This window comes from Reichenbachiella carrageenanivorans, from assembly GCF_025639805.1.
Taxonomy (GTDB): domain Bacteria; phylum Bacteroidota; class Bacteroidia; order Cytophagales; family Cyclobacteriaceae; genus Reichenbachiella; species Reichenbachiella carrageenanivorans.
The window spans coordinates 353,087-373,621 of sequence record NZ_CP106735.1 but is presented as its reverse complement, the minus strand read 5'-3'; the positions used below and the strand labels follow the sequence as shown (position 1 = coordinate 373,621).

21 protein-coding genes and 2 tRNA genes are annotated in these 20,535 nt (G+C 38.9%); 8 read left to right on the top strand and 15 right to left on the bottom strand.

Going from position 1 to position 20,535, the window contains the following annotated elements; all coding sequences use genetic code 11:
• Positions 1 to 9: 9 nt before the first annotated feature.
• A complete protein-coding gene (locus tag N7E81_RS01565; protein WP_263051525.1) occupies positions 10 to 372 on the bottom strand; it encodes a helix-turn-helix domain-containing protein in 363 nt (120 codons plus the stop codon).
• 131 nt (positions 373 to 503) lie between these two features.
• On the opposite strand from N7E81_RS01565, the gene N7E81_RS01560 reads away from it, so the two are divergent.
• From N7E81_RS01560 to N7E81_RS01540, 5 genes are all read left to right on the top strand, one after another.
• Positions 504 to 2,042, top strand: a complete 1,539-nt coding sequence (locus tag N7E81_RS01560) for a hypothetical protein (RefSeq protein ID WP_263051524.1) — start codon at positions 504 to 506, stop codon at positions 2,040 to 2,042.
• A 60-nt stretch (positions 2,043 to 2,102) separates the two neighbouring features.
• Positions 2,103 to 3,167: a tyrosine-type recombinase/integrase gene (locus tag N7E81_RS01555; RefSeq protein WP_263051523.1), complete on the top strand. Its 1,065-nt coding sequence runs from the start codon at positions 2,103 to 2,105 to the stop codon at positions 3,165 to 3,167.
• Complete coding sequence (locus tag N7E81_RS01550) at positions 3,157 to 4,074, top strand: tyrosine-type recombinase/integrase (protein WP_263051522.1); 918 nt, start codon at positions 3,157 to 3,159, stop codon at positions 4,072 to 4,074. Before N7E81_RS01555 ends, N7E81_RS01550 begins: the two co-directional genes overlap by 11 nt.
• Positions 4,075 to 5,844: 1,770 nt before the next feature.
• Positions 5,845 to 6,720, top strand: coding sequence for an RHS repeat-associated core domain-containing protein (locus N7E81_RS01545; protein WP_263053111.1), 876 nt, complete (start codon positions 5,845 to 5,847; stop codon positions 6,718 to 6,720).
• 4 nt (positions 6,721 to 6,724) lie between these two features.
• On the top strand, positions 6,725 to 6,952 hold the full coding sequence (locus tag N7E81_RS01540) for a hypothetical protein (protein WP_263051521.1): 228 nt from the start codon (positions 6,725 to 6,727) through the stop codon (positions 6,950 to 6,952).
• A 604-nt stretch (positions 6,953 to 7,556) separates the two neighbouring features.
• Here N7E81_RS01540 and N7E81_RS01535 read toward each other — a convergent pair.
• A complete protein-coding gene (locus tag N7E81_RS01535) occupies positions 7,557 to 8,933 on the bottom strand; it encodes a hypothetical protein (RefSeq protein WP_263051520.1) in 1,377 nt (458 codons plus the stop codon).
• A gap of 127 nt (positions 8,934 to 9,060) precedes the next feature.
• Between N7E81_RS01535 and N7E81_RS01530 the strand changes: the two genes are divergently transcribed.
• A complete protein-coding gene (locus tag N7E81_RS01530) occupies positions 9,061 to 9,603 on the top strand; it encodes an OmpH family outer membrane protein (protein WP_263051519.1) in 543 nt (180 codons plus the stop codon).
• Positions 9,603 to 10,193, top strand: coding sequence for a hypothetical protein (locus N7E81_RS01525; protein ID WP_263051518.1), 591 nt, complete (start codon positions 9,603 to 9,605; stop codon positions 10,191 to 10,193). The genes N7E81_RS01530 and N7E81_RS01525 overlap by 1 nt, the downstream gene beginning before the upstream one ends.
• 231 nt (positions 10,194 to 10,424) lie before the next feature.
• Here the strand turns inward: N7E81_RS01525 and N7E81_RS01520 are convergent, their stop codons facing one another.
• The 13 genes from N7E81_RS01520 to N7E81_RS01460 all read right to left on the bottom strand — a co-directional run bounded on the left by N7E81_RS01520 (position 10,425) and on the right by N7E81_RS01460 (position 19,173).
• Positions 10,425 to 10,559 carry a hypothetical protein gene (locus tag N7E81_RS01520; RefSeq protein ID WP_263051517.1) on the bottom strand — a complete coding sequence of 45 codons (135 nt, stop codon included), beginning with the start codon at positions 10,557 to 10,559 and terminating at the stop codon, positions 10,425 to 10,427.
• A 140-nt stretch (positions 10,560 to 10,699) separates the two neighbouring features.
• A complete protein-coding gene (locus N7E81_RS01515) occupies positions 10,700 to 10,906 on the bottom strand; it encodes a hypothetical protein (protein WP_263051516.1) in 207 nt (68 codons plus the stop codon).
• Between the two features lie 268 nt (positions 10,907 to 11,174).
• The gene (locus tag N7E81_RS01510; RefSeq protein ID WP_263051515.1) at positions 11,175 to 11,813 is read right to left on the bottom strand and encodes a metallophosphoesterase; all 639 of its coding nucleotides are present in this window, start codon (positions 11,811 to 11,813) and stop codon (positions 11,175 to 11,177) included.
• A gap of 86 nt (positions 11,814 to 11,899) precedes the next feature.
• Positions 11,900 to 12,664, bottom strand: coding sequence for a metallophosphoesterase (locus tag N7E81_RS01505; protein ID WP_263051514.1), 765 nt, complete (start codon positions 12,662 to 12,664; stop codon positions 11,900 to 11,902).
• Positions 12,665 to 12,717: 53 nt separating this feature from the next.
• Positions 12,718 to 13,590, bottom strand: coding sequence for a relaxase/mobilization nuclease domain-containing protein (locus N7E81_RS01500; protein ID WP_263051513.1), 873 nt, complete (start codon positions 13,588 to 13,590; stop codon positions 12,718 to 12,720).
• Positions 13,591 to 13,628: 38 nt separating this feature from the next.
• Positions 13,629 to 13,973, bottom strand: a complete 345-nt coding sequence (locus N7E81_RS01495) for a MobC family plasmid mobilization relaxosome protein (protein ID WP_263051512.1) — start codon at positions 13,971 to 13,973, stop codon at positions 13,629 to 13,631.
• A 480-nt stretch (positions 13,974 to 14,453) separates the two neighbouring features.
• Positions 14,454 to 15,281, bottom strand: coding sequence for a ParA family protein (locus N7E81_RS01490; protein WP_263051511.1), 828 nt, complete (start codon positions 15,279 to 15,281; stop codon positions 14,454 to 14,456).
• Positions 15,282 to 15,398: 117 nt separating this feature from the next.
• On the bottom strand, positions 15,399 to 16,001 hold the full coding sequence (locus N7E81_RS01485; protein WP_263051510.1) for a hypothetical protein: 603 nt from the start codon (positions 15,999 to 16,001) through the stop codon (positions 15,399 to 15,401).
• Positions 16,002 to 16,346: 345 nt separating this feature from the next.
• Positions 16,347 to 16,631 carry a helix-turn-helix domain-containing protein gene (locus N7E81_RS01480; protein ID WP_263051509.1) on the bottom strand — a complete coding sequence of 95 codons (285 nt, stop codon included), beginning with the start codon at positions 16,629 to 16,631 and terminating at the stop codon, positions 16,347 to 16,349.
• Positions 16,632 to 16,732: 101 nt separating this feature from the next.
• Positions 16,733 to 17,638 (bottom strand): hypothetical protein, encoded by a 906-nt coding sequence (locus N7E81_RS01475; RefSeq protein WP_263051508.1) that lies wholly within the window; start codon positions 17,636 to 17,638, stop codon positions 16,733 to 16,735.
• Positions 17,635 to 18,822 (bottom strand): site-specific integrase, encoded by a 1,188-nt coding sequence (locus N7E81_RS01470; RefSeq protein WP_263051507.1) that lies wholly within the window; start codon positions 18,820 to 18,822, stop codon positions 17,635 to 17,637. The genes N7E81_RS01475 and N7E81_RS01470 overlap by 4 nt, the downstream gene beginning before the upstream one ends.
• Before the next feature lie 164 nt (positions 18,823 to 18,986).
• Positions 18,987 to 19,058: transfer RNA gene (locus tag N7E81_RS01465), tRNA-Glu, on the bottom strand.
• Between the two features lie 43 nt (positions 19,059 to 19,101).
• A tRNA-Glu gene (locus N7E81_RS01460) sits at positions 19,102 to 19,173 on the bottom strand.
• Between the two features lie 150 nt (positions 19,174 to 19,323).
• Between N7E81_RS01460 and N7E81_RS01455 the strand changes: the two genes are divergently transcribed.
• A complete protein-coding gene (locus tag N7E81_RS01455; RefSeq protein WP_263051506.1) occupies positions 19,324 to 20,487 on the top strand; it encodes a hypothetical protein in 1,164 nt (387 codons plus the stop codon).
• The last annotated feature ends 48 nt before the right edge of the window (positions 20,488 to 20,535 follow it).

The window sequence follows — 20,535 nt, the reverse complement described above, 5'->3', positions numbered from 1 at the left end:
CGGGCTTTTTTATGCCGTTTTGAGGGCACTGCTTAGTGTGTCCTTCAGCTTCTTTTTAGAGACGAGTCCATCGATAATTTTAAAAACGGATTGTTTTTCGTCCTCTTCCAGTTCTTCGAGTAGTTGAAGTTTTTCCATAGTGGACTTATCAATAGAATTTACTTCTTCGAGCGGATCATTAGAAATGAATAGTTCGGCAAGAGACACGCCCATAGCTTTAGTGATTTTATCGAGCGTGGTAGTTGTAGGATCAGTTTTGCCCTTTTCAATCTTAGAATACTGCGATTGATCCATATTTAGCGTAGCAGACACTTCCTTTTGTGAAAGCCCTCTGGCTTCTCTTATCTTTTTTATACGCTCTCCAATATCCATATTTTGATCTTTATGTCCATAAAATTAGTGTTTTATGATTTAAGTATCAAAATGAGTCGAAATGTATAGGATAAATATATCCATTAATGTAAGTTTGTTTTATAGACAGTAAACTCCAAAAGTTTTTAAAAATGGATAATCTAAACCTAGACACCACCAATCCAGAAAACATCACCTTCCAATACACTGTGCTAGACATCCATGTACTAGGCGGGATCAGGACAGATTATCTGGATAGAATGCGAGTGACACTAAAAACAGCAGTAGCAGAAACAGTGATCCCACCCGTCAGGCACAACCTCGATCTGTACAACAGCACCCAGGTAGAGAAGTTTGTCCGATTGATTGCAGAGAAACTAGAAATAGGCACAAGTGTCATAGCAGGAGCTTTGCATGAGCTGACCAATCTACTAGAAACTTACAGGCTAGAAATCAGGGAAAAAGAACGAGAACAGCCAGAGCAAAGAAAAATGCTCAGTCCAGAAGAAATCAAGAAATACAAGCTCTATCTGTCCAGCCCAAACTTGATGAAAAGGACAAACGAAGACTTAGGCAAGTGTGGAATTATTGGAGAAGAAAACAACCGCTTATTAATGTTCTTAATCTTCCTGTCAAGGAAAATGAGTAATCCGCTGCATATCATCAGCCTAGGTAGTAGTGGCGTAGGAAAAACACACTTACAAGAAAGAGTAGGGGCATTAGTACCCGACGAAGACAAACTGGAAATCACCACACTATCAGGAAACGCCTTTTATTACTTTGGTCAGCACCAGCTCAGAAATAAACTCATATTGATAGAAGACTTAGACGGAGCAGAAGAAGTGCTTTACCCTTTAAGAGAAATCAAATCCAAGAAGAAAATCACAAAGACGGTAGTAATCAAAAATACGAAAGGCGAAACCAAAACTGTTACACTGACGGTAGAAGGTCCTGTTTGCGTGTCAGGGTGTACCACCAAAGAAAGCCTTTACGAAGACAATGCCAATCGATCTTTTTTGATCTACATCGATGAAAGCAGAGAACAAGACGAAAAGATCATGGATCATCAAAGGGCTGTAGCAGCAGGCAAAGTAGATCGTATGGCAGAGCAGCAAATGATAGAACAGTTCCAAGACATGCAAAGAGTATTGCAGCCTGTCACTATCCGAAATCCCTATGCGCAAAAGCTCAAGATACCAACAGAAGTATTTAAACCCAGAAGAACAAATGCGCATTACTTGGCCTTCATAGAAGCAGTGACTTTTTATTATCAGATGCAGCGTGAGAAGCAATACGACAAAGAAACAGGAGAGGAATATATCGAGACAACATTAGAAGATATCCATGAAGCCAATATACTAATGAAGGAAATTTTGTTGAGGAAATCAGATGATCTAACGGGAGCATGTCGTAGTTATTTTGAGACACTAAAAACGTGGCTGAAAGAAAAGAAGGGTCAGAAGACTTTTACCAATAGTCAAATTAGTCTGGCGTTTAGAACCCCACTAAGTACAATCAAGCGATATAATCTTCAACTCAAGGAGTCAGGATATCTGAAATCCACAGGCCTGAAAAACAAGGGCTATCATTACGAAATAGTGAGCTATGAAGAATACGAGCAGTTGAAATCAAGGATAGGTGCAGTACTAGACCAGATAGTAGAGAAACTACAAAAAAAGAAAGCCGCCTAGCAGCTTGCAGCTCACTAGCGGCTCAGTAGCCTTTTGAGCTGCAACCAATATTGAATATCAATGAGTTATCTCATTGGCTCACAAAATCCAAAAACAGATACCCAAGTGAAAAAACTAAACCTAGATAATACCTCTTTTAGATACCTAGAAAAGAGCTTCGGCGAGTGGTTGGACATCCTTGGTTATGCTTCGAGCACTGTTTACAACTTACCCCACCATGTACGAGAGTTTTTGTATTATCTGGAAAAACAAAGAATAACCACCATTAACCAACTAGCTCATAAACATATCAAACAATATTATGACCAGCTCAAAGAAAGAAGCAACCAGAGAAGATCAGGTGCATTAAGCAGTAGTTATCTAAACAAGCACTTGCAAGCTCTGAATAAGTTTACAGACTATCTCAGACAAGTAGGAAGACTAGATATCCCGATTGTTGGCATTAGATGGGAAGAAGAGCAGTTGAAATCTATTCCAGTGTTGAGTGTAGATGAAATCAGACAATTATATCAGGTGACTTATGATACCACTTTGTATCACAGCAAACGACTCAGTGATGAAAAAATGGAAGCCATCCAAAGCAGGGACAGAGCCATGTTGACGATCTTTTATGGTTGTGGGCTCAGGAGAAATGAAGGCTATCATCTGGACATTGGAGACATTAATTTTGACAGGCAGTTACTGCATGTCAAGAGAGGGAAGGGATACAAAGAAAGATACGTTCCATTTAATCAAGCCAATCAGAAACACTTGCAAGAATACATCTATGATCATCGCTCAAGCTTGATCAGTGACAAAAGAGAAGGAGCGTTTTTTATCAGCTACAAACGCAGAAGGATGGGAGGGCAAAGCCTGTTACTGAGACTCAAACTATTGCAAGTCAACACCAATCAACCAGAGCTGATAGAAAAGGAAATAGTACTCCACACACTGCGTCATAGCATCGCCACACATCTACTGCAAGCAGGCATGAGTCTGGAAAATATTAGCAAGTTTTTAGGGCATAGCAGTTTAGAGTCAACCCAGATATATACCCACATTGCTGAAATGGAAATAGAGAAGGAACAACGCTACGACAATATCCCAGCTTACGAAACCATACAACTGCACGAGGATGAAGTTTAAAGAGTATTTACAATCGAATGGTTACAGTCGTACAACCATCAAAGGACACGTCAGGAATGTAGAAAACTTGCATCAATGGGCAGTAGAAGAAGGATTGGAAATAGAGCAGATCACTTATCAGGATTTATTGGCTTACACGCAGCAGTTGAATAAAAGAGGGACAAGTAAACGAACAGTGAGCTTGTACATGGGAAGCATCAAACATTATTACAATCACTTATTGCAAGCAGAAATAATCAGTCACCATCCAGCGCAGAAAATCCAAATCAAGGGCATCAAAAGAAGAATGGTTTACGACATCTTAAAGCCCATCGAGCTAGAAGCTGTTTACCACAAGTTTATCACCAACGAACCTCAGTTCAATCCAAGAGATAACGCAACCACCAAGCAACTAAGACAGCCCAGCTTCCAGATGCATAAAGTAATGTTGGGACTATTGATTTATCAGGGGATCAACTCCACAGAATTAATTGATCTAAAACCAGAGGATATTAAGCTGAGAGAAGGAATGATTTATGTCCCCAGGAACAGAAGAAGCAACGAAAGAGAGTTGAAATTAGAAGCTGTTCAGATACTTGAAATGCAAGAATATTTACTCAAAACCAGAGCGGAAATATTAGCCATCACACAGAAACAATCAGAGCAGTTATTTATCAGTTCGGGCAAGAGTCCGAGCCTGTACCACGCCATCCGAAAACTAACCAAGACGTTGAAAGATCAGAATGGAAGGATAGAAGATCTACAACAAATCAGAGCCAGTGTAATTGTGAAATGGTTGAATAATTACAATCTAAGACAAGCCCAATACATGGCAGGCCACAGGTTCGTAAGCAGCACAGAAAAGTACAAACAAAGTGACTTAGAAGACCTGAAAGAAGATATTAACAAGTTCCATCCACTCAACTAAAAAAAACATATACTACCACAAAACACCAACCCACTACCAACCACCGTACCACCGATATACCCCTCTACCGTTCCCACCGCAAGCACCCACCACTATCCGCTTCGCTCCGACTGTCGTCAACTGGCGTTCCCCAAAACCATCAATGTTCCACGATACTCCGCAGTATTCACCGCACTCATCGCTGTGAGCCGACCCCTAACCCGAAGGGAGCACTCCTCTCGTGACAGAGCGTCCCGGTGCGACCCGAGTCTTTTGATTTTTTTTGAAGTTTTGGCGGAAAGTGAATAGTGAAAAATGTGAGTAGCCAGAGGGGGTTTGTATGACAAATAGATAATCTAAGGCCGAAACATTTGCTGCCAGTCTCCTTTTAGTCGCTGGAGAAACGGTAATAGAAGTCCGAAACATTCTTAGGAAATAAGGTGTTCATCCTTCTGTCGTCGGCAAAGAACAGCGCCAGACCTGATAGCAAGCTTCTCCCGATAAAAATCGGGATCAGCCCACTATCAGCCCTTCGGGTCTCCGCTTCGCTTCGAGTCTGTCACAGTTCTTGCACTCCTCGGTCAGTCTTCACGGTAGCTCTTGTGTCTGCTTTTGCAGCTTCTCTCCATTACGCAAAGCTCCATTGCGTTCAGTAGCAACGCATCCACCCGCTACCCATTTTATGCGAGCCTGCGTGTCACCACCAGACCGTCCCGCCGAAAAAGGCGGCACTCACAGCCAGTCGGCCTAACGGCCTTTTTCTGGCTGGCTGCTGGTTCCGCTCGCAGGCGGCTCGCAGAAAAGTCTGGTAACCGTAAAATTGTGTTTGTATTTTGACTTTTCTGGAACTATCTATATCAAAACAAACGAAATCTCAACCTTCCGCCCTCAATCAACACTCTGCATAAAAAAGCCTTTAGTTGTTCGGTTGGATCATTTTTTTGAAAAGCAAAAGCCAATCGAGATACTGCAAATAGTCAAGTTCAGTCAATGTCTTTTACTGTTCAAAAAAACGGACATTATTAGTCCTTATCGCATCTTATCACGCTTTATCTCTCCTTATTGTACCCAATTCCCTCAGTAGTATTAACCTCTGTAATACCTTCAATGTTATTGTTACAGAGAATGATTTTATGGAAATGATATTACTCTGTCATAAGACGGTATTCATTGAAAAGACAAGATTTTGTTGAAAATGAAAAAATGTAAATGAAAAACTGAATGATTTGTTTAATGCACATTATGTGCTTTTAGGCGTGTTAGGGATTGTTTTTTAGTCGAGAATGTTGGTTGTCCTTTCGTCATCGAATAAAAATCAGTCCTTTAGCACCTGTGAAATCCTATGAGTTGAATTGATGATTTTTTTTGTCCTCTGATATGGATAAGGCTCAAATTATTTTTAAAAACTAAAGAAAGCTGAGGCTCTTTTGGGTGTCACAGACCCTTTACGATAAAACAAAGAAATTATGGAATATATAGCTCTTATAGTTGTTTGTGTCTTGGCCTGGATGACCTTAATGACACTTATCCTAACCATTATCCCAAAAGATAGAGTTGATCTTATTGGAAAGTTTTTCCAGAAAGTTCTTCCGAACATTCCCTTTACAGGAATTATTAATGCCCTAAAATCAAAAAGCCGTGACGGGTGATCTGTGAAAATTATTAACTTCACAACCAAGGCAGATGGCCTATAAAAAAAATGTTGAAGTATTGAGTGCCATGAGCTAGGCAAAATTTTTTCTAATACTTGAAAGTGTTAGGAAAAAAGTGCGACCGTGATTAAAAAAATGGATAGACTACTATCCCTTTGGCTCGGTCGCGAGCCAGTGGAGAAATCCTCAAGAGAAGGATTACAGGTTTGGTTATCAGGGGCAGTTTGCGGAAGAGGATGAAGAGACGGGGTTTAATCATTTTGAGGCTAGGGAGTATGATGCAACAATTGCTAGGTTCTTAAATCCAGACCCCGCTCGTCAATACTTTAGTCCTTATGCGGCAATGGGGAATAACCCTTTAATGACTGTTGACCCTGATGGTCGTGAAGGTATAAGTCCAAGTGAAATGAATGCAAGGGCTTATGGTGACCAAGCAGGAGCTATTTCTGTTGCGAATGTGGGAGGTGCAGGATGGGCCAATCATAAATTTGATGTAGCAAATATGAGCTTTGAGCCTTCGTTTAATGCCATAAGTGCTGTTCAAAATTTTGGCATGGAAGCAAGAGCTGCTGTGATGAAGGAAACAGCCTTTGCAATTGGAGGAGAGTTAGCTGGTGCTGGGCTGGTTTATGGGTTTAGAGCATTTAAAGCAATTAGAGCTGTTAAAGGGGTAGGGCTTTCTGATGATATTGCGCGTACTTTTAGTGCAGGAAAGTACCAAAAGGTAGTTCTAGATGAATCTATCACTCTTAGTCGATATTATGATAATGTGAATGCTTTTGCTAAAGGAAGGTATATGACCAACCCGTCTTCTATTACTGGTTTAAAGCTTGTGGATAGAATGGGTTTGGCCTTACGTCCGGGTTGGAATGGAATGTCAAAAGTGGCACATTGGAATATACCCGCAGGGAGTACTATTTACAAAGGACGCGCTGCTATGCAATTTCCATGGATAGGTGGCCGTACCCAATATTTTATTCCAAGTCTTAATAATGTCCAAAGAGTAATTAAATAATGGTATGAGATTAAAAGTAAAGGATGTCAGTTTTACTAACGATGAAGAGTGGTTATTTAAATTGGGAGATGGTACAAATGACTATTATATTTTAACTGAAAGTGAGTATAAGAAAATGGGATTGAATAGTCCCATATCTAGGAGAGAATTAGATTCTCTAGATGTAGGGCATTCTATTTTATGTGAAACACAAAATGTTAATAATATTAATGTTGTCACCAAGATAAGATAATCCCTCTGGCGCTCACGTGCCGTGAGTGACAAGACTATTGAAAGTATCAAAGCCCGTTCCTGTCAGGAGTGGGCTTTTTCATTTTGTAGGAGTGAGTAAATTGTTTTTGGTGTGTATTTTTAACGAGATATATGAATCAAAAAGAAAATATTAAGGGAAAACCCACTGGCGCGCTTTTGCAAAGCGTGCTAATCTCAAACGTATTTGTAATACGCTTAGGTAGCTTCTATCTTGTGTTCATGTCCGTCTGATCTGAGTTACCCCCCGCTGGCGCAAGCTTGTAGCTTGTGCTATACGTTCTACAAACCTTATGAGTAAGGCACTAGGCAGCAATTGTCTTGCGTTGAAGAAGTCCAAGGGCTTGATCCTTCTAAGTCGTAAATGATTTGGGGTAGTGTCTTATTTAATATTGATTTACTTTAGCTTATGGGCATTCTAAATGCCATAAAGGTACAATCGCAATCGAGCGTGATCGCATTACAAATGCTCACTTAGATTGGTCACGCTTTGCAAAATCGCGCTAGATGACGTCTTAGCGGACGCTACGATCAGGGGGGATGAAGGCAGTGCAGCTATTGTAGGACAAGACATTTTGTATCAGTGCTTAATTAAGTTTTACACCATATCTCACCTGAAACCTCCTAGGGTTAGGCGAATTGGCTAGGTCGTCATCGAAGTTGTACAAGATCAGCAAGGTACCCTTGAGTATGCCTGGCATTTTTATATCAGTACCCAAGCCCAGCATCCATCGATCGGTCCAGTTTCGTGATTCTACATCAGAGATAGGGTCGATGACCATCATGCCTGTGCGTTCGTACTCGCCGTGCAGATAGATGTTTTTAAAGATGTCGTACTCCATAAAACCGCGGTATCCAAAGAGCTTTTTTTCCTCGTCTTTTCCCTCACCTATTTTGATGCGACCTGTCACGCCAGTTCCAATTCGTATTTTGCCTGTGACAGCATAGGCGATACTTGGTGAGTAGTCTATGAATAAGGGATCGTAGTTGCTCAATTGAATTTGACCTGTCAAAGAGAATCGTTGTATCATTGATTCCTGTTGCACACCTGCCATGTCCTGATCAAAGAAAGTCTGCAGGAGTTCTTTGAAGCTAGGTTTTTTTCTAATGACTTCTTGGGTGCTCATGGCATTAGCCAGCTGTTTTTCGTGACCCGAAAAAACACTTCCTGCTATTGGTAAGTCTTCTGGGTTAAGGTTTGGATCTTTTAGGGTGCTCTCGATCTCCTTTTTTTTGCCAGGCATGCTGGCCATAAGGTTCTGATATTTGTCAGAGGCGATCATCTCCTCATAGGAATCAAACATCATGTCCTCTTCGTGCTGATAGGTAGCTAGTTCAGCAGTGGGGCCGTAGTTAGACATTTGGTTTTGTGCCTGTGTTTCCAATGTACTGCTTGATGCCATTTGGATCATTTGTTTTTTTTGCTCTTGGGCATAGCTAGCAGCAGAGTCATTAGAATTTCCCAAAGAGTCAAACAGTAGCTGCTTGAGCTGAAGAAGTGAATCTGGCGAAAGTTGCGTATAAGATGAGGTGTAAAGTGCGAGCTCATCCAGTATCTTTTTTTTCACCTCTGGGCTGAGGTTTTCGAAGTAGGACGAATCGTTGAGCTGACTGATATCAACAGAATCGGGCAGATCTATCGGCAGTTGGGGGGATACGATTTGGCTTTTGGCTAAGTTTGTCAGCTCCTCTTTGCTCGGCTGTTTCAGTTGTTGGTGTTTTTGATACTGGGCTAATTGAGCACTGTCTAATTTGTAGTCGTAATACTTGCTTTGGAGTTTGAGTTCTTTCTTTTTTTCTTTTTGAATCTCCTTCCATTTTTTCTTTTCTTCTTTCGACAAGTTGTCCAACCCAGCATCAGGGTTGGCCAAATCTATGGTGATTGGCCTTGGTCTTAGCACGGGTGTCTGACCCCACAAAGCACAAGATGATATATAGAAGATGAACGCAAGGATTAAACGCATCCGAACCAAGTTAAGTAGATTTTAATCCGTCAAATATAAGTAAAAATGCATGGATGCTTAGAGAGAAAAGTTAAGCAATTTTCTGTCTGATTGGTTATAATTGCACCTTATCTAAACAACCAATTTAATGTCTAATAATAAAATCGTTGTCGCATGGCTGGGCGGACTGACTGTGCTGTTTTTCATCGTCCTATATCTACACTTCAGTACAAGCCAGAAGGTCGTCTATATAGATTCTAATCAGCTCTTGAATGGGTACAAAGGAATGCAGGATGCTAGGTCTGCATATCAGCAAAAGGCTACTGTTTGGCAGGCCAATGTTGATACTTTGATGAAAGAAGTGCAGACTGCTATCATGGATTATGAGAAAGAAAGTCAGAGCATGACTGCAAAGGAAAAGGAACTCAACAAAGAGCTGATCAGGACGAAGCAAAGACAGCTCCAAGATTATCAAGCAGCCATGCGTGATAAATCGGCGCAGGAAGACCAGCAGATGACGGAAAAAGTGCTAACAACAATCAATGCCTTTATGATTAACTATGGCAAGGAACACAATTATCAAGTCATTTTTGGAGCAACCTCAGCGGGGAATATTATTTATGCAGACCAAGCAATCAACATTACTGATGAGGTGCTGAACTTGCTCAATGAGCAATATCAAAAAATGTAATGAGAAGATATTTAATTGGGCTAACGCTATTAATGGCTTGCAATGCCCCGACTCATTTATCGGAAAAGGAAATGGGGCAGTTCATTTTGAACCCAGACAATGGGTTGATAAAAAAAAAGGAAGTGAATGGGTTAGACTTACAGGTCTATTATAAGCCCACGGGAATGCTGGTGGCACAAGAACTCGATGGGAAAAATGATTCGATAGCCTATTCGAAGTACTATGAAAAGTATGACTCATATGCCTATTTTATATTGGATTTGTCGAGCAACGAAAAAAACGCATTATACCAGTCGGGCTCTTATGAGCGGTTTAGTGAAAACCTACAAACATTGGCTTTTAGGATGGATCAATTCACCAACTTGACAACTTCAGCATCAGACACGATCCCAGTAGCAGATTTTATCTACCCTCGAATGTACGGAATGAGCAATTCTGCCACAGTTATGTTTGTATTCAACAATGAAAAATTGCTTCAATCCGATTGGGTATCGTTCAATCTTTCAGAGTTTGGTATGGGGAGTGGCAATCAACAGTTCAGATTTGAGATTGAGGATATCCAAAATGTACCGAAGTTAAGCGTCAATTAGTGTAATATTGTTTCTCATGATACATGCAATCAACCTAAGATATTCCCATAAGTGTGATATTGACTTGGTTTATTTATGATCGAGCGGATGCTCTGTTTATTTTGGGTTTTAGTGGTCGTATGACTAGCAGAGCTTGGCTTGCTTCGCACTAAGCTAAACGCTCGCCAGAGGTATTATTAACTGATTGATAACATTAGACCTTGCATGATCAATTTACCAATTGTTTATAGGTTAGTTGACCCACAGAAATACGAGAATATTTAGAAAAATTTCAGCAACAGTCAGAATGGCCAGTTTCCAGGTAATAGAGTTGATGATTTTGGCAGTGGGTATACGGCTTTTGTATTTCGTGGTTGATCTATTCATTTAGACCACAATTATGTTTGTTAAGTAATGACTTAGGGTTAGTTTAAATATAGCTAGATTTACTGCAATGAGCAATCATTACCGCCCAGTGCTGCGGAACTAGGATTTGCCCGAGGTTTGGGTCTCGGGCATAAATTTGTCTATTTACCTCTCACTAGTATATTTAGCTCTTTTGTTGTTTCGGCCAATTTTTCGCCAAAGTAAACACCACATGCCATCCGATCTTCTTCTGAAATATTAGGAATCAAAGCTTCTCGTTTTTCTGAGAGCACTTTGTTGTAGTCGTCAAGCTGCTTTTTGATGCGATTGAATTTTTCGATTTGTTCAGTGGAATACTCCTTTAGCATTTCATGGAGATTTCAACTAATCACACTCATTTATTATATGACTATTAAAGCTGATTAGTTACATTTAGAAAAACCACAAGTTACATGCATTCAGTCCGACCAGGCAATATTATCAGGCCACATGATCCAAAGATGAGAAGGCAAGGCTTATGGGTGATCAAGTACATTTGTGGAATCCTTGGCACCTTTACATGTTATCTCTTGAAAGATCCTGATGTAGAGGCTGAGATTTCTATTCTTGAGGTTGATCTATTATCAATCTCAACATTTAAGACAAATCCAGATTAGCTGAATGATTAAACCGCTCATGCTCTCCGTGCTTCACGTAAGCTAGCATATTTGATACAAATTTGACTCCTTCAATTTCAATATTGTGGTTACAATGATTGTGACCATAGATCCAATAATCCACATTCCAAGTTGGAAGAAATTGATCCAAATCAGCCACATAATAATCTCGCATCATAGACGTATGATCATTGAATGGTTTCAATGATTTATCTACCTGCCTACTCGGTACGAAGTGGGAAACCACAATTCTTGGGCATTGACTTGGAGTAGATAATTCACGGTTTAGCCAAGCAACAGCTCGATCATGCAACTTGTTGTGATGAGTGTATTTATAATCTCCGTAATCATATGAACAATTAAGAAAATCACGAATTACTTTTTCAATCTTTTCCTCATTGCAATGACTCCATAGCGTTGAAAACAGAATTTCAACTCCATCAATTACAATTTTCTTATGATTGAGGTAAGTAACATTAGGCCTTACCTTTATCTCCATCTCAAATATCTCGGCCATATTACCAAAAAGATAGGACTCGTGATTGCCGGGCACTATGAAGACCTGTTCCCATTGGTCTGACAAATAATCCAAGAAGGCATCCAATTCTTTCTCTTGCAAATGAAGCCACTGGAACCAGTGGCTTCATTTGCAAATAAGCTCTGTTCTCAGGAACTCCTGATGAAGGTCTGAGGCGTATTGGAATTTCATATTTCAATTACTTTTTCAATATCAAAACCATTGTGCTCTGCTGTGAAAACATAACCCAGTTGATTTGACCTGAACTTCACTCCAAGTGCATCAATATCCTTATCCCAATGATTGTGGCCGTATATCCAATAGTCGATATCCCAATCTCTGATTCGGTTTTCTAAATCAGCTACAAAATATCTATTCATGATAGATTGTTTGTAATCGCCATCGTTTTGCGGATAGCCATTAGCTTGCTGACAAGGAACAAAATGTGACACCACTATTCGAGGTCGTTCTTTGTCCAGAGACAGCTGGTGATTGAGCCACCTAACAGCCCTTGCGTGCAGTTCATCATGCTGCTTATATTTAAACGGTCCATCATCATATTTACATTGGTTAAAATCGCTAATCATGCTTTTGATCAATGAAGTATTGGTTCGCGACCAAAGTGTTGAGAATATAAGATCTACACCCTCTATAGTTATGACTTGGTGATTGAGATACCTGACATTCGGATGAATTGTAAGTTCCAGACTGAAAGAAGCTGCAACATTCCCTTTTTTATAGAATTCGTGATTACCAGGGATGATATAAACTTCCTTCCAGTTCTCAGATAGATACTTAAAGAAGTCCAGTCGTGTTACTGTCCCGTTCGAAATGATATCAATATCACCAGCAAGGATCAGATAAGGGGCAACTGGCTTTAGTTTATTCTCTAGTAGAAATTGATAGTTGTCATCAAATTCTAAATGTAGGTCTGAGGCGTATTGGATTTTCATAATTATTATAATGTAGTATTTTTTCCCCAATCGCCCGATTGGGATTGAATGTTTTACATACTGATTCCACGGTTTTTATTTGTGTCAGGCGAATTGGTTTTTCCGATTTCTTTTGATTGACTAGTCTGATTGACTCCTTTAGCATGATCAATTTCATTGATGGAGTTTTTTTGCTTTTCATTTATTGCATGTCGGAGCTGCATTTGAAAAGCCAAATCAAGCCGTTTGTTGAGTTGGGTGTATTGGTAGTTTTTACCGAGCTTCGAGGATTTGAACGGTATTCCGTTTGATTCAAATGACATGCCGTATACCTCTCCATTCTTATGTTTGTGGACTTGAATTTCAATGCCTGTTTGCCTAAAAGTCTTGGCGAAGTTCAGATTGAATTCTTTTCTATTTACACCTCTTGACTTTGAAATGGCGGCATCTATGGCCTCCTTTATTTTTGTCTTGATCAACTTATAGCCTCTGCGCTCTGCATGGATTTCTTTGGTAGATTTCTTATTCGACTTAGATTTGGTCTCATGTTCCAATACCTCCTGAAGCCCGTATAGCTTTTCTAATTTTCTAACAGATTCCATTGCCCTGGCATAGGAACGAGAATCCGAAATGGTCTTACCGTCATAGTCGACTCTTGAGCCACAGAGATGTATATGTTCGTACTCCTTGTCAAAATGGCGAATGATAGCATAAGGCGCATTTGAAAAACCCATATCAGTCATAAATTGATGGGCGCAATCTTTCCATTGTATTTCGGTAAGACTCTCTCCAGGAGGCAGACTCAAACTCCCATGAAACACTCTGTTCTTTAGTCTTCTGTTTTGGTCTGCTACGCATTTTAAGGCGTCTAATTGTTGGTCAACAAGTAGATCACCCATGTTGTCACCAATATTCTTATGATCCCTGTTGTGAACCAGATACCTCATGAGTTTCGTAAAATTTGTCCCTACTTTCACTTTTGCTATCATTTGATTTGTTCATTTATCTGGTTCAATTGATCACGCAATTCTTGTAGTTCTTTTATTCTGGCAGAAGCCAAGATTCGAGCAGTTTTGTTTCCTGAATTTAGAGCTTTGCTCAATTGATTCAGGTTGTTTCCGATGCGATACAATTCCGTCTTAATGCCCTTTAAAATGGGGTAGGAAACCTGCTTTGGTTTAGCCCTTTTCATGCCAAGAAAGACTAGGTCTAGCAGACCTATCTTATGGGATTTACAATACAACTTGATGTCTTTGGCATCAACCAATGTGCATCTAAAAGTGAGAACTTTAGATCTTAGGTTGTCTTTGTCAATTCGTGGTCTTGGCATATTTCTTTTTCAAACAGAGTGTAGAAAAAGCGAGCTGTAAATTTTAATAGGAAACGAGAGTTTCGTATTACATTTACATTGCTCGCTCTCTTTCAGAGATCGGTCGAGGGACCTTTCTCTGGAGGAGCTGGGTATTGTGTTTTTGTTCAGCTTTTTCGGCCCTTTGCCTGTTCTTGTTTTTTTATAAATTCGGGCCGTTCCATGATTTCAGTTTCATATTGCTGAACCAAAACCTCAATAGCCTTTTCAATAATTTGACCATAGCTGGACTCTTCATTGTTACAGTTTTCAGTTCAGGTCAAATTCTTGATTAACTCTATAGTTTCAGTATTAAGATTTCTAATTAGGAAATTTTTTCTAGTCTCTGAAACTGGAGTAGGCTTACCTTCTTCCGAATCAAATCTGTTCTCGATTGGCTTCTTTGGTGCAGTTGAGAACAGGTCGATGTCAGAATTTCCTCGTGGTCTTTTTGCTTGCGCCTTAAACTTTTCGCGACTCATGATCTATGCGGTTTAAAATTTCATCTACTAATTCTCGATAGTCAGCTAAGCCTTTGAATGGAGAGCTTTTCTTTACCAATTGAGACGATCTTTTGATATCGTCATGTATTGATAGCTCTCGACCCATCTGGGTGGCTTCCTGAATGGTTATATTCTCGTTGATTTTGGTTTTAAACAGTTCATCAGGGTAGTTGTTTTCGAACCATTCAACCATGTCTGAGTGTATAGCTGTATTCTGACGGTATCTGGTTACGAAAAGCCCCAATAGCTTTAGATCAGGATTTAGTTTTGCAGAAACAAAGGCATCTAAGTATTCAATGATATTATTGATGCCATTCACAGAGAAGTTATGAGCCTCAGAGGGAATTAATACGTAATCGCTCGCTGCAAGCGCATTCTGAGTGATTATCTCCCTATTCGGAGGACAATCCATCAGAATAAAGTCTGCCTTATCTGACACCTGATTGAGTAGTGATTTCAGGATTAAACGTGGGTTTTCAAATTGAAACTCTTTGTCCTTTTTGACCGAATCCATAAAATCAATGGGTGTTAATCGCGGATCTCCACCTACTAAAATTAGATTTTCATTGACCTTATTGGCAATTATCATCTTATGATGAAATAGACAATCAAATATGTTTCGATCTTCTGCTTGCACATCAAGTGAAATGGTTAGGTCGGCTTGGGGGTCCAAATCAATGAGTAAAACTTTATAATTAAGCCTTGATAGGATACTTCCAATTGAGCCTGTACTTGTGGTTTTAGCAACGCCGCCTTTTTCGTTGGCGATTGATATTATTGTTGACATATGTTTAGAATGTTTTCTGTGATACTTATGTTAGCTCTGATAACTCGGTTATCATATTGTATTAATGTTATCACCTGCTACCTATGTTTTCATTGATAGCAGTTGACAACATTTGTTTTAGCCGAATTTTATGTTATCAAAAAAGGATTGATCTTCATCTCCAAAACCATCAAAATGTGTCTGGCTATATTTTCTATAGAAGTCAAGTACTTCTCCAAATTCTCGGATATTACTTTTGATGAGCCTAACGCAATAGTTCCTGAGATTGGGCTTATTGAAAAACCTAGGAGGTGAAAGGCTTAATGGGTCGGCCATTCTAGTCTTTTTGTTTTCATACAACTTCTCATAAGGGTTTTCTCCGATTCTCTTGAGCCTATAGAATTCAGACAGAAATGCATCTAGGTAATCTCTATAATGGTCGGGATTCCACTCATAGCAGTCTTGATATAAAGTGAACGCATGAACGAATTTTCCAAGCTTGTTTTTCCAGGAGTAGACGATTTGGATGGCATTAGTACGATTTGGGTTCTGCTCGTTGAGATATCCAACATCATACATTCTAAGTATCATGTTCTGGAGTAGCACTCGTTTGTCTCTCGGCTCTTCCTTGCCCAGTCTTCTGCTATATCCTGGATAGGATTTTCCATTTTCAAGGCTTATTTCTTGTTGATAGGTACTTCCTTCTGGATCCCATGGAAGACTTGTATATGTAGTATTCATTTGGTCGTAAAGCTTAACGTTTTAAAAGAAAAACTGTCGAAAACGCATTTGAAGCAAGCTTCATATAAACGGAAAACGTTTATGTTTTCGCAGTGAAAATTGGGCATAGAAATCCTATGTCATTTTATTGAACATGACGTTATTGATTAAAGAAATTGAATTAATTCTATGTCCGGAATTATTGTAATTGAGTGTAGGAGTCAGGCGAAAGGCCTAAGAGGTGTTTGTGTCGATCATAGTTATCTTGTATTTTGGTTAAACATATAACTATGGCTATCTTTGACTTGAAGATAAGGAAGCCATAGTGTTTTCTTAAAAATGCAGCTCTTGCCGGAGCTGCATTTTTTATTTTCCTTCTATATATTTTCTGACGCTATCAGAAGTAAGGTAAAGTTTTCTTCCTCTTTTAATTACCTTGATTTCGTTATTGGCCCTTTTTTCATCAAAAGTGGCTCTGCAAATTTTAGCTCGATCCATAAACTCCTGAGCGGTAATGTATTCATCTTGACCAGATGAACCTCGATTAGAGTTTTCCACTCTTTCTAGAATCGTCTCCACTGATTTTTGCAAATACTCAAAGACTGACTTTGGCACCATTACGAATTGACTCACCTGATTATTACCATCCATAAGTTTTAGTTATTCGAATACTGTGTGAGGTATTCCTGTTTATTCATAGACAAATATATAAAAATCTATTAAAATATTAAATTTAATAGATTTTATTTGTTCTAATCATTTACATATGGATAAGAATCAATTTGTTCGTCAAGTTCGAGTAATTGGAAATATGTCCGTTTTGAAATTTCATTGAACAATGATGGGTCGGAGATTAGTTTTTCTGAACAAGTTTTTCGAAGATATTTATTGATATCTCGGGCAATAAGAGTCTTCAGCAGGGTGCTGATGTTAGGAATTTCACAATCCTTAATAAAGGATAAGAGGTAATTTGAATATTTTGAATTTAGCAATCCTATCAGACTCAGCGAGTATTGATAACCCTCAGGGGAAATCCAATTTGGCAAGTCATTCATATAGTTGGCTTGCATGTTATGTTCAGAAAGTTCTTTCAACAGTTCAAATTCGATTTTTTTATAGTCTTTATAGATTCCACTAATGATGGCACTATCGAGATGGTTAACCATAATTGTTAGATAGTGAATTGTATTATTTAGGTCTCTACCATTATGCCACGAAAACAAATTTGTTAATTCAATTAAGCTTTTCTCCTTAAATAAATTAAATAAAATGTTGTCGCAAATCGTATGCGCCAAATGGAAATATGAATGAGTGGCATCATACGGTTTTATATTTCGAACTTTTTTAATCTCGAAGTATGGATTGTTCAAAACGTCAATGCTATAAAGGATCGATGTTATATACTCTTTCTCAAAGTTTAGGTATTCTTCAATTTTCTTTTCGATTAAGGTTAATTCCTTTTGCTTTTTTATTTTTTCCAGTAATGATGATTCAGTAACTGTAATTGGCCCCAGCGTTTCATATATTTTACTTTTAAAATTTGCGGTTCTCTGATTTGCCATCACTCTCATGTTAATAGTGAATTGAGGTGAAGAGTTTTTCTTGCTAACACTTTTTATTAGGTGATGAACTACCGAAATTTTGCCTTCTTTTTTCATAGTCCAGCGCTTTTGAAGTCAATATTAGAAATTTTTGAATCAATGTTATGTATTGACATATCATAGTAATGTTGTGTGGTCGCTTCTTCCGAGTGTCCAACCATTTTGGAAACAAATTGTCGCTCAACACCTGCACCAATCCATAACTGTACATTTGTATGCCTTGCGACTTTATTCGTAATAACCTTTTTTATTTCTGCCTGGGAGGCAAAGTCTTTTAAGTGCTCATTGAATTTCTGATCGCTAATTGTATTAGGAAAGACCAAGTGGCTACTCGGATCTTCGTATTTTTCGATTAACTCTAAGGCCATCTTGAATTTGTATATTGGAATAAGGAAGGAGTTGTCATTTTTAATTCTGTTTCCAGAAATATAGGCTTTTTTGCTTTTTCTTCTAAGATCTGACTTTTTCAAATTTTTTAAGTCTTTGTAATAGAGCCCTGAAAATATCATGAATAAAAAATGATCTCTGTGCATTTCAAGTTTTGGAGATGTGAATTTTAAATCAATCAATGCTTTGATCTCGTCCACTTCTAAGTAGGTTCTTTTTGGCTTTTCTATCTTAAATTTTAAGTCCGTAAAGAAGAAAGGATTATGGTTTACATCAACATACCCTCTACGGACAGCTTCTTTACATATCACCTTAAACTTATCGAAATATTTTTTTGTGGTACCTCCATTATGATTCAATTCATGTTGAAGGTAATTTTTGAACCCGAAGAGGACTTCTTCATTTAGTTCTGAAAATTTTATTCTTGAGTTATAATTGTTCAGATGTTTTTCGAATGTTTGATAGACCTTGATAGTGTTTAAAGATAATCCTTTCATGTTTTTAAGGTATTCTTTAATAAAGTCATTAAAGAGAGTGCTGTCGCCCTGTCTAAAAAAATGACTTTTAATTGTGTCAAACGAAATGCTACGCCTTTTTAGCTTTGTTTGAAGAATGTAGTCGTCGAGTTCTCCTAATTTGCGTTGAAGAAGACTATTTATCTCATATGAATTGGGATGCGATTCCTTGACCCATTTGTTTTGACGGCCGGACCAGTACTGAGATGAAATTTTCGGAAGGTCAGGGTTAATGTATTCTGTTTTCCTATCAATAGTTACTCTGACATGAATCGAATAAAGTCCTGATTTGTTCTTTGTCTTTTTACGGTTAAATACGGGCTGAAAAGTGACTCCCACGCTATATTTTGTTTAGGTAAAACAGAGGGTAAAACACGATTGGTACAACAAAGTGTAAAACAAATAGTATGAATTACTGTGAACCAATAGGAGCGGGAAATTAAATAAAAAAGGGATAAACGGCTATTATTCACCTATTTATCCCTTTTGGTATTTGCTATATGTAGTCCGTAGGGGAATCGAACCCCTGTTACCAGGATGAAAACCTGGCGTCCTAACCCCTAGACGAACGGACCATTACTTGTTTTAAAAAAGAATGACTAACGCCGAAATCTTTCGTAGTCCGTAGGGGAATCGAACCCCTGTTACCAGGATGAAAACCTGGCGTCCTAACCCCTAGACGAACGGACCATTTTGTAATGGTCTGCAAAAGTAAACTGCTTTTTATCTTTTCCAAAGGCTTGGTATAAAAAGGTGAGATTTTTTTCAAAGTATTCATTATTTTTTTTCTACACCAGCTAAATATTGCCAAAAAGGCAAAGGTCTGACTAAGTTTAGGGCATGAAATTGATAGAGGTAAAAACCAAACGTGACCAGCAGGACTTTGTGGAGATGGTGGTCGACTTGTATCGTGGAGAGAAAAACTGGATTCGTCCCTTGGATAAAGACGTGTATGCTGTGTTTGACCCAAAACAAAACAAGACATTTAGCTTTGGTAAATGCACACGTTGGTTGTTGAAGCAGGACGGAAAGACTATTGGGCGCATTGCGGCGTTTGTCAATGACAAAACAAAAAACAAAGACAATGATCAACCCACTGGTGGAACGGGTTTTTTTGAGTGTATAGACAATCAAGAAGCAGCTAATATGCTTTTTGATGCCGCTAAAAAGTGGCTGGAAGCCGAGGGAATGGAGGCCATGGATGGACCAATCAATTTTGGCGACAGGGACAAATGGTGGGGCTTGCTAGTAGATGGTTTTGATATCGAGCCAAATTATCAATGTAATTATCAATTTCCGTACTATCAAGCGTTGTTTGAAAACTATGGCTTTCAGGTTTATTTCAAGCAATTCACATTCATACGAAACACTTTCGATCCTTTTCATCCTAGGATCATGCAGAAGGCAGAAATTTTGAATCAAGATCCAAATTATAGCTTTGAGCATTTAAAGCTTAACAGGTTAGAAAAGTACACCGAAGATTTTCGACAAGTCTATAACGTGGCTTGGGCCAATCACGACGGTGTGGCCGAAATGTCTAAGGAACAATCGCGGGCGATCATGAAGCAAATGAAGCCGATCATCGACGAGAAGATCATTTGGTTTGCTTATTTCAAGGGAAATCCAGTGGCCTTTTACCTTAACCTACCAGAGGTTAACCAGATCTTTAAACATGTGAATGGCAAACTGGATATGATCGGCAAGCTAAAATTTGTCTGGCACAAGTGGCGCAAGACCAACAAGAAAATGCTTGGATTGGTATTTGGAGTGGCGCCAGCGCATCAGGGCAAGGGACTAGATGGTGCTTTGGTAATGGCTACTGCTCAGATGGTGCAAAAAGACTATAGAAGGTACCCAATATTAGAGATGAACTGGATTGGGGATTTCAATCGAAAAATGATCTTGGTAGTGAAGCAAGTGGGAGGAGAGATTGGAAAGACACATCACACCTACCGTTATTTGTTCGATAGAAATAAGCCGTTTGAGCGAATGCCAATAAAATAGAATTGTAATAAATTCAGTGTCTTGCCAACCTACCCGCTAGAAATCAGT

What these genes read in the sequence shown, in the direction of transcription:
- N7E81_RS01455 (WP_263051506.1), top strand. Translation starts at nt 19,324, where the DNA reads ATGAAATTGATAGAGGTAAAAACCAAACGTGACCAGCAGGACTTTGTG.
- N7E81_RS01520 (WP_263051517.1), bottom strand. Translation starts at nt 10,559, where the DNA reads ATGAATAGATCAACCACGAAATACAAAAGCCGTATACCCACTGCCAAA.
- N7E81_RS01480 (WP_263051509.1), bottom strand. Translation starts at nt 16,631, where the DNA reads ATGGATGGTAATAATCAGGTGAGTCAATTCGTAATGGTGCCAAAGTCA.
- N7E81_RS01530 (WP_263051519.1), top strand. Translation starts at nt 9,061, where the DNA reads ATGTCTAATAATAAAATCGTTGTCGCATGGCTGGGCGGACTGACTGTG.
- N7E81_RS01485 (WP_263051510.1), bottom strand. Translation starts at nt 16,001, where the DNA reads ATGAATACTACATATACAAGTCTTCCATGGGATCCAGAAGGAAGTACC.
- N7E81_RS01500 (WP_263051513.1), bottom strand. Translation starts at nt 13,590, where the DNA reads ATGAGGTATCTGGTTCACAACAGGGATCATAAGAATATTGGTGACAAC.
- N7E81_RS01525 (WP_263051518.1), top strand. Translation starts at nt 9,603, where the DNA reads ATGAGAAGATATTTAATTGGGCTAACGCTATTAATGGCTTGCAATGCC.
- N7E81_RS01565 (WP_263051525.1), bottom strand. Translation starts at nt 372, where the DNA reads ATGGATATTGGAGAGCGTATAAAAAAGATAAGAGAAGCCAGAGGGCTT.
- N7E81_RS01535 (WP_263051520.1), bottom strand. Translation starts at nt 8,933, where the DNA reads ATGCGTTTAATCCTTGCGTTCATCTTCTATATATCATCTTGTGCTTTG.
- N7E81_RS01555 (WP_263051523.1), top strand. Translation starts at nt 2,103, where the DNA reads ATGAGTTATCTCATTGGCTCACAAAATCCAAAAACAGATACCCAAGTG.
- N7E81_RS01560 (WP_263051524.1), top strand. Translation starts at nt 504, where the DNA reads ATGGATAATCTAAACCTAGACACCACCAATCCAGAAAACATCACCTTC.
- N7E81_RS01495 (WP_263051512.1), bottom strand. Translation starts at nt 13,973, where the DNA reads ATGCCAAGACCACGAATTGACAAAGACAACCTAAGATCTAAAGTTCTC.
- N7E81_RS01490 (WP_263051511.1), bottom strand. Translation starts at nt 15,281, where the DNA reads ATGTCAACAATAATATCAATCGCCAACGAAAAAGGCGGCGTTGCTAAA.
- N7E81_RS01505 (WP_263051514.1), bottom strand. Translation starts at nt 12,664, where the DNA reads ATGAAAATCCAATACGCCTCAGACCTACATTTAGAATTTGATGACAAC.
- N7E81_RS01515 (WP_263051516.1), bottom strand. Translation starts at nt 10,906, where the DNA reads ATGCTAAAGGAGTATTCCACTGAACAAATCGAAAAATTCAATCGCATC.
- N7E81_RS01550 (WP_263051522.1), top strand. Translation starts at nt 3,157, where the DNA reads ATGAAGTTTAAAGAGTATTTACAATCGAATGGTTACAGTCGTACAACC.
- N7E81_RS01540 (WP_263051521.1), top strand. Translation starts at nt 6,725, where the DNA reads ATGAGATTAAAAGTAAAGGATGTCAGTTTTACTAACGATGAAGAGTGG.
- N7E81_RS01475 (WP_263051508.1), bottom strand. Translation starts at nt 17,638, where the DNA reads ATGAAAAAAGAAGGCAAAATTTCGGTAGTTCATCACCTAATAAAAAGT.